General features: G+C 66.4%; 7 protein-coding genes. 2 read left to right on the forward strand and 5 right to left on the reverse strand.

Annotation, left to right across the window (positions count from 1 at the left end; all coding sequences use genetic code 11):
* A partial coding sequence (mutS, locus tag ABNS06_RS07390; RefSeq protein WP_348673580.1) for a DNA mismatch repair protein MutS occupies positions 1–1,969 on the forward strand: 1,969 nt, incomplete at its 5' end.
* A 15-nt stretch (positions 1,970–1,984) separates the two neighbouring features.
* Here mutS and ABNS06_RS07395 read toward each other — a convergent pair.
* The 3 genes from ABNS06_RS07395 to ABNS06_RS07405 form a co-directional block, all read right to left on the reverse strand.
* On the reverse strand, positions 1,985–2,212 hold the full coding sequence (locus ABNS06_RS07395) for a DUF2970 domain-containing protein (RefSeq protein WP_348673581.1): 228 nt from the start codon (positions 2,210–2,212) through the stop codon (positions 1,985–1,987).
* Positions 2,212–2,706 (reverse strand): DUF2505 domain-containing protein, encoded by a 495-nt coding sequence (locus ABNS06_RS07400; RefSeq protein ID WP_348673582.1) that lies wholly within the window; start codon positions 2,704–2,706, stop codon positions 2,212–2,214. Before ABNS06_RS07400 ends, ABNS06_RS07395 begins: the two co-directional genes overlap by 1 nt.
* 63 nt (positions 2,707–2,769) lie before the next feature.
* Positions 2,770–4,038, reverse strand: a complete 1,269-nt coding sequence (locus ABNS06_RS07405) for an AarF/ABC1/UbiB kinase family protein (protein WP_348673583.1) — start codon at positions 4,036–4,038, stop codon at positions 2,770–2,772.
* A gap of 330 nt (positions 4,039–4,368) precedes the next feature.
* Here ABNS06_RS07405 and ABNS06_RS07410 point away from each other — a divergent pair, with 330 nt between their 5' ends.
* A complete protein-coding gene (locus tag ABNS06_RS07410; protein ID WP_348673584.1) occupies positions 4,369–4,812 on the forward strand; it encodes a hypothetical protein in 444 nt (147 codons plus the stop codon).
* 10 nt (positions 4,813–4,822) lie between these two features.
* On the opposite strand, the gene ABNS06_RS07415 is transcribed toward ABNS06_RS07410, so the two are convergent.
* Positions 4,823–5,839, reverse strand: coding sequence for a GGDEF domain-containing protein (locus ABNS06_RS07415; RefSeq protein WP_348673585.1), 1,017 nt, complete (start codon positions 5,837–5,839; stop codon positions 4,823–4,825).
* 122 nt (positions 5,840–5,961) lie between these two features.
* Positions 5,962–8,233: DUF1329 domain-containing protein (locus ABNS06_RS07420; protein WP_348673586.1), on the reverse strand; the 2,272-nt coding region annotated here is incomplete at its 5' end.

Here is an 8,233-nt window from a genome sequence, read left to right on the forward strand (position 1 = left end):
CGCTGCATTCGAGGTCAAGGACCTGTCCGGTTACGGCTGCGACAGCTGCCCCGCCGCCATCGCCGCGGCCGGGGCGCTGCTCGACTACGTGGCGGAAACCCAGCGCGACGCCCGACCGCTGCTGTCCGGCCTGTCGCGCGAGCAGTCTTCCGACGCGCTGCTGCTGGACAGCGTCACCCGCCGCAATCTGGAGATCGATCAGTCGCTGTCCGGCGATGCCCGGCTGAGCCTCGTCGGACTGCTGGACCGCTGCCAGACCGCCATGGGCAGCCGTGAGCTGCGGCGCTGGCTGGGCCGGCCGCTGCGCGATCGCGAGCTGCTGCGCAATCGACACGCGGCCATCGCCGAATTCATGCGCGCGGACGAACCCGGCATCGCGGCCGACACCGCGCGCGAGCTGCTGCGCAAGGTCGCCGACGTGGAGCGCATCCTCGGCCGCGTGGCCCTGCGCTCGGCCCGCCCCCGCGATCTGACCGGCCTGTCAGCGACGCTGACAATCCTGCCGGAACTGGAATCCGCACTGGCGGTCTGCGACGCGCCGCTGACCGCGGAAAGCCGCCTGGCGCTGGGCCGTCATGACACGCTGGCCGACATCCTTGCCCGCGCGGTCATCCCCGAACCGCCGCTGCTGATCCGCGACGGCGGCGTCATCAGGGAAGGCTATGACGCCAAACTGGACGAACTGCGAAACCTGTCCAGCAACGCCGATGGCTACCTGCGCGACCTGGAAGCTCGGGAGCGAACCCGCCTGGGCGCGGACCGGCTCAAGGTCGGCTACAACCGCGTGCACGGGTACTACATCGAGCTGCCCCGCTCGCAGTCATCCGTCGCACCGGACGACTACACCCGCCGCCAGACGCTGAAGAACGCCGAGCGCTTCATCACCCCGGAGCTCAAGCAGTTCGAGGACCCCGTGCTCTCGGCCCGCGAGCGGGCGCTGGCACGCGAAAAGCAGCTCTACGCCGAACTGCTGGACCGCATCGCCGAGGACATGGGCGCGCTGTCACAAACCGCCCGCGCGCTGTCGTCGCTGGACGTGCTGCTGTGCCTGGCCGAACGCGCCAACGCGCTGCGCTTTGTCGCGCCGGAGCTGGTTGACGAGCCGGGCGTGGACATCCATGCGGGTCGCCATCCGGTCGTCGAGCAGACGACGACCGAACCGTTCGTGGCCAACGACCTGCAACTGGATGACACGCGCCGACTGGCGGTGATCACCGGACCGAACATGGGCGGCAAGTCGACGTTCATGCGTCAGGCCGCGTTGATCGTGCTGCTCGCGCATACCGGGAGCTACGTGCCCGCCGAATCGGCGCGGATTGGTCCGATCGACCGCATCTTCACCCGCATCGGCGCCGCCGACGACCTCGCCGGCGGACGCTCCACGTTCATGGTGGAAATGCAGGAGACCGCGAACATCCTGAACAACGCGACGCGGGAAAGCCTGGTGCTGATGGACGAGATCGGCCGCGGCACCAGCACCTACGACGGTCTGTCGCTGGCCCGCGCCGCCGCCGAGGCACTGGCCACCGACATCGGCAGCTTCACCCTGTTCGCGACGCATTATTTCGAGTTGACCGAACTGGCCGAGCAATGGCCGGCAACGGTCAACCTGCATCTGGACGCCACCGAGCATCGTGGCCGGCTGGTGTTCCTGCACCGGGTGAAATCCGGACCGGCGAACCAGAGCTACGGGCTGCAGGTCGCCTCGCTGGCCGGCGTGCCGAAACCGGTGGTCAAGGCCGCGCAGCGCTACCTGCGCCAGCTGGAAGCCGAACATCACCGCCAGGGCGGACCGCAGATCGGGCTGTTCGAGGCGGGTGCGCCCGCATCCGAGGAACCGGAAACCGGATCGCCGGAGCCCGACGAGCTGTTCGATACGCTGGCGGCAATCGATCCCGACGGGCTCAGCCCGCGCGAGGCGCTGGACGCGCTTTACCGGCTGAAGACACTGACCAGCCAGCGGGACTGACGGGAATCGCGGGCCTCAGACGCCAGCCAGCCCCAGCACCAGCTTGACCACGCCGACCAGGATCAACACGAACAGCACCGTCGCCATCAGGCCGAGGATGATGAAATGCGACGGCTTGCCTCGGGTGAAGTCCCGCTTGCGCGCGCTGGAACTCTGCACGCCGAAAAACGCCGCCAGCACGCTGGTCAGCGTCTGCCAGAAGGTCGGGGTTTCGGGTTCGTTCCGGGAGTCGGAGTCGGACATCAGGCGTCGTAGTCGGTCAGGATCTCGTTGGTAACCCGGGCGTCTTCGGCGCCCTTGGCCTGGATGTCGTCGGCAATGAGCTTCGCGACCTTCTTGCCGATCAGGGGAATCGAGCAACTGATCTCCCAGTCGATCTGATTGACACAACCGGCCCCGCGATCCACCAGCCGCATCCTGCCGACAGCCTCGACCGGCACACCATGGACATCCACCGACAGCGTGCCCGTCTTCGCCGCGAGGTCCCAGCTGTCCTCCTCGGTCAGCGTCGTGGTGTCGCCGATCACCTTTTTCGCGAAGCCCGGCACCGGAACGCTGAGCGGAAACGTGATCTTCATCGTGATGGAGAAATCGGATCCGTCCGTGGACTGCTTCAGCACCTCGAACGCACGCGCATCGAGCAGCTGGAACTTGCGTTCGAAGTAGGCCGGATCACCGAACATCTTGATCACGGCATCGGAGGATTTGTTGTATTCCAAGATTTGCTGAAACTGCATGACGTCTCCCTGAACGTGGGTCTTGCTGTCGATTCTTGTGTGTTGCGTCGGCGTGGCGCGGGGTCAGGCGCCCTCGGCCAGCACCTCCAGCAACATGTCGCGCGGATTCCACTCCACATCCAGCACGGATTGCGCGATGAACGCGCCAGCCATGCGGCGATGGAGAAACACGATCTCGCGCGGCGGAATGCGAAAATACCGCGAAAGCGCCGCCCGCGACATCAGGTTGGTCACGCGGCGTGGCAGATCGGTGGCGCCGAAACGGTAACCATGATCGCCGATTAGCTCCTGCGGTGGCCCCTGATCGGTACCGATCATGAACGGCTCGACAATCGTGTGGCAAAGCGTCTCGAAGGCATCCAGCGTCTCCCGCGGAAACCGGCGGCTCATCAACCCGATGGACTCCGCGCCCGTCAGCAGACGCTCGCGATCCCGCTCCACGGCGCCGGCGACGATGTCGCGATACCCAGCCACGAATGCGGACGAAAAATGGCGGGTGGCGCCGAAGTCCAGCAGCACGAGCTGCGGCGGCCCGTCCTTCGGCAGGCGGACACGGTAGTTTCCGAAGTGCGGGTCCGTCTGGACCATGTGCCAGTTGAAGAACTCGTGCAGGAACAGCCAGATGAGCGAGCGGCCGAGACCCTCGCGCTGTTCATGCGGCAGCGAGAGCACACGTTTGGAGCGCAGCGGCTCGCCATGCTCGTAGCTCATCGTCAGGACCGACGATCCGGAATACTCTGGCAGCACCGTCGGGACGACGAACCGGGCGTCATCCGCCAGCTTGTCCGCGAAGGTGCGGGTGGCGCGCGCCTCGTGCTCGTAGTCGACCTCGCGCCGAAGCATGTCGCGCACCTCGGCGATCACCGGGTCCATGGACAGCTCGCGCGGCACCATCTTGGAGACCCAGAGCAGGCGGACGATGGTCTTGACGTCGCTGTCGATCGCATCGGCAACGCCGGGGTACTGGATCTTCACGACCAGTTCCTGGCCGTCGGACTTGCGCCGGGCCCGGTGCGCCTGCCCCAGCGAGGCGGCGGCAATGGGGCGCTCGTCGATCTCGAGTTCCGCCCTGCGTTCCGCCGACAGCTGCTGCTCGACCACCGGGCGGACGAAGGACCAGTCCACCGGTGCGGTGTCGTCCTGAAGGCTGGACAGGACCTCGACGGCTTCCGGCGGCAGAAAATACTGGCCGTAAAGCGACAGCATCTGGCCGGCCTTCATCACCGAACCCTTGAGCTCGCCGAGCTGATCGGCCAGCACCTGAGCTTGATGACGGAAGAACTCGCGATTGCGCTCGTCCCGATCGTCGCCCGACCGGAACAGATTCCCCATAGTGTGAGCCGCGAAATGCGCCCCGGCCGACAGCCCCATCCGGGTCATCGCCCAGTTGCGATCACGCGGCCTGGTCTTCAATCGCCTTATGCTAGGCTTGCCGCCGTTTTCACTCATCCGAATCCTTGGTGGCGTCGCTTAAATGGCCGGCGCGCGAGGTGGAGATTGCGCGGCGTTCCGGCGTGGCATGACCGCCAGAGGCGGCTACACCGTAGCAGATGCGCAATCCCGTCTCGTGACCAGTGATCGCCTGTGGTCGATCGCCGTCCGGTCCGTTCGCCAGACCGCTCACCAACGGACCGGACGGCACCGTCGGAGACCGACCGCTTCATGCAACTCGCAGACATTCTACTGGCAGACGATTACCGGGACACCGTGGTGGACCGCATCACCGCGGTCATCGAGCAGCACATCGCCCATCGCCGCGGATTCTCCGGCGCGGGGCTGCGCACCGCGCTGAAGCTGGCGAAGGCGAACCGGCACGACATCCTGCCGAACGTGATCAACCGCCTGCTGCCGGAGTTCTGCGAGGCGCTGGACCCATATTTCCAGGAGTTCCGCGCCAGCGACGAAACCGACTTTCCGCAGTTCGTGCAACGGCGGAATGACGAAGTGACGGAGGCCATGCTGTCGGTGACTGACGCTCGTGCCGAGCACAGTCAGAACAAGACGTTCAAGCGGATGTACAAGCAGCTTCGCGGCACGGCCGGCGGGGAACTCGCCGCGACCCTGCCGGACATCGCGGCACTGGTGCAGGCGAAGCTGCCGAACTGAAGCCTGTCCGTCAGTCGGCCTGGTAGTCGCCAGACAGAGCATCGACGACGGTGTTGCCGCCTGCTTCGCGGGCTCGACCCAGCGCGACGTCAGCCGCCCGGATCAAATCCTCGGGGTCGAGTCGATCATTGGGTCCGGCATGCGCCGTACCCATGCTCATGGTCAGCATCAGCGGGCCCGACGGGGTATCCACCGGCTGGGCGCTGAGCGTCAGCAGCATCCGGTCGGCGACATCGGTCACGGCATCGGCCGGGCATGACGGCAGCATCACCAGGAATTCGTTGCCACCGAACTTGCCGAGCGCATCGTAGGGCCGCACCGCGCCGGTCATTCGGTCCGCGGCGGTCTTCAGCAGAGCGTCGGTCTGCGGATCGGGGACGGCGACGTTGACGTCGAGCTGATCCACGCTGCCGATCAGCAACCCTGTGCCAATGACCTCGCGTTCCGCCCGCTGCAGCTCACGCGCCATCAATTCGACCATCGCGTGGCGGTTCCACAAGCGGGTCAGGTGATCCTTCAACGCCTGGTGACGCGCCATGTAAAGCTCTTCGAGCAGGCGCTCCTGGCCGCGGTAGAGATGCTGAACCCGCAGCTCCGTCTCCACCCAGGCCGCGTAGTCACGCATGCGATCGTGGTCCTGCTTGCCACGCTTGCCGGTGGTTTCGTCGAACAGCACGAATGCCCCGACCAGGTTGCGATCGGTATCGGCCAGGCGTATCGCGGTGAGATACGGCACCTGCGGGTCATCGCGGCGCACCCACTGATCCTGTGAGGCCAGCGGCTCCAGCCACTCCGGCTCCGACCCACCGCCGGCGGCAACGCGCTCGACCGGCCCGCAGCCGCAGTGCAGCCACCGGCCATCCTCGTCCCGCCAGCTGACCAGCACTCCGCCGGCATTCAGCGACCGACGCGCCAGCCTGGCGATTCGCTCCAGGCGGACGTCCAGCGGCTCGGCGGTCAGCGAGCCCAGTCCTTCAACAGCCGCGAACTTGTGCAGCGATTCGGAATCCAGCGTTCGAGTAAACACGGCAACCCCAGTCACGGACCACGTCGGGTAGCGGTCCCGGCACCTCGTCGTCCTGACCCAGCCCCCGGGTCGGATGACGCCACAATCGGACCGCATTGTACGCACACGATGACCATCCGCGCTCAGCGAAAGACGCGTGGAGCGTGGTTGGGCTGAAAGTCCGCCGGCTCGTAGTCGCCCTCGTTGAACACCACGCCACGCGCCTCGTTCATCAGCCGGTTCGCATACCAGGCGTTGCGGGAAAAGTCGTAGTGGACGATCGGCGCGGACACCGCCACCTGGGCGGCCCAGTCGAAGTACAGATGCCCTTCCTGCAACTGCCAGAGATTGCCGGCACGGTCGTAGACATCGACCATCAGGATGGTCCAGGAGTCCTCGTCGACGTAGAACACGCGCTTGCCGATCTTGTGACGCGCCGGCGCGCGTTCCGTCGCCTCCACCACCCAGACGCGATGCCATTCGTAACGCGCACTGGACTGGTCCAGATGACCCGGCCCCAGCAGCTGGTCGTAGTCCAGCGACGGATCGTTGATGTCGTAGCTGTTGTACGGCACCAGCATCTCGCGCCGGCCACGCAGCTTCCACACATAGCGCTGGAAGCCGCCGTTGTACATGTCGATCTGGTCGACGAAGCTGAGCCCTTCGGAACCCGGCCTGGGGAAGTCATAGCCCACCGGAGGAATGCGACGGACACGACCGATCTGCCCCGCCGACACCCAGATCCGCCGCTTGTCTCTGGTCTGATCCGCCGTCTCGTGAACAATCGCCAGGGCGCGACCGACAACGGGCACGTTGTCCACCGAACCGACGTAGTACAGCAGCATGTTGCGCTCGGCCACCTCGCCGACCCGCTGCGAATTGCCGTAGATGAACAGCACATGCTCGCGACGACTGGTCTGCAGACTGTCGCCGTCGGAGAAGGTAACCATCTCGTCGGTGTAGAGGTCCTGGGTGCGGCCGCGGTAGCGCACCCGATGGTTCCACATCACCTCAGCGCCGGTCTTCGGTTCGGGAAACGGCACGCCGAGATCCGCGCCGGACAGCGAATCCGATTCCAGCAGCCGGGCCGATCCGCGATTGGCCTGCGACGCCTGGCGAATCACATCGGGATACACCACCGGCCGGTGGCTGGGATAGACGCGCATCTCGTAGTCATTGAAACGGCGCAGCATTTCCTGATGCCCTTCCGACAGCGCATCGCCCAGCTCGGTGTAGTTGGTCGAGCGAATGGTCCGGATCACGGCATCGTCGGCATAGGGGTTCGCCGGACGGCCGTCGCGCATCGTCAGGTTCGCGGCATCGGCCGTCAGCCCACCGGTCCACGGCGGAATGCGTCCGTCGGCCGTACCGGCGCGTAACGCGCCGATGTCGGTCAGCCTTGGCAGGTCCGGATCGACGCCGGCCAGCCCCGGCCGCTCGGGCCGCCGGGTCGGCAGGTCACCGAATCGGCTCTCCACCTCGCCCTGCTCGCGTCGCGCCACGAGTTGCCGCGTGGCTTCCAGGGCCTGCTGGCGCGCCTCGCCCGACTCCAGGAAAGCGATCCACTGTTCGGAGGCCTTGCGCACGCGACCGGATCGCGCGGCCTGACGAAACGCCCGCAACGCACCGTCAATGTCGGCCTGCTGGTAGCGCGTCAGCCCCAGAGCGACCAGGGTCTGATCGGTGGGGATGCCATCCGCCTGCGCCAGCGCCCGGGTGAACGATTGCTCGGCCTCGGCCCACCGCGCCTGTTCCATCTGCAAACGTCCGAGCTGCAGCCAGCTCCTGCTGCTGGGCGCGACCGCGTTCAGACGGCCCAGTGCACGAATCGCCTGGTCCGTCTCGCGAGCCGCGCTCCAGGCATCGGCGAGCATGCCGAGACTGGCCGCATCGGCCGGCAGCGCGTCGCTGTCCAGCCACCCCTTGAGCAGGGCACCGGCCTCGTAGGGCGCCCCAGCCTTCATGAACAGGCTAGCGAGCTGTCGACGTTCGGACGGCTCGGTCAGCATGCCCTGGCGATGCGCCAGCTCCATGACCGCGGCGGCGCGATCGAAATCCTCGCGCTGAACATGCAACGCCGCGAGCTGCATCCAGCCCTGACGATCGGTCGGATCACTGCGCACCAGGCGCTCCACGATCGGGGCGGCCTGATCGTAGCGACGCAATGGCAGCAGCACCGCCGCGTAGACCTGCAACATCTCGCGCGATGGCGATTCCGTTCCCTGGACGGCGCGCTCGATGAACGGCAAGGCCTGCCGGTGCTGGCCGAGCTGCGCGTAGGCGGCCGCCACGGTGAGCAACAATTGCGGGTCGGCATCCGGGTCGTTGCGAATCGTCGGTGCCAGCGTGCCGATCACCTGCTGGTACTCGCCCGAATTCTGATAGAGCTGGCCCAGTGTCTGACGCATTTGCGTC

Source organism: uncultured Abyssibacter sp. (genome assembly GCF_964000955.1).
Classification (GTDB): domain Bacteria; phylum Pseudomonadota; class Gammaproteobacteria; order Nevskiales; family OUC007; genus Abyssibacter.

What these genes read in the sequence shown, in the direction of transcription:
- ABNS06_RS07405 (WP_348673583.1), bottom strand. Translation starts at nt 4,038, where the DNA reads ATGGGGAATCTGTTCCGGTCGGGCGACGATCGGGACGAGCGCAATCGC.
- ABNS06_RS07395 (WP_348673581.1), bottom strand. Translation starts at nt 2,212, where the DNA reads ATGTCCGACTCCGACTCCCGGAACGAACCCGAAACCCCGACCTTCTGG.
- ABNS06_RS07410 (WP_348673584.1), top strand. Translation starts at nt 4,369, where the DNA reads ATGCAACTCGCAGACATTCTACTGGCAGACGATTACCGGGACACCGTG.
- ABNS06_RS07400 (WP_348673582.1), bottom strand. Translation starts at nt 2,706, where the DNA reads ATGCAGTTTCAGCAAATCTTGGAATACAACAAATCCTCCGATGCCGTG.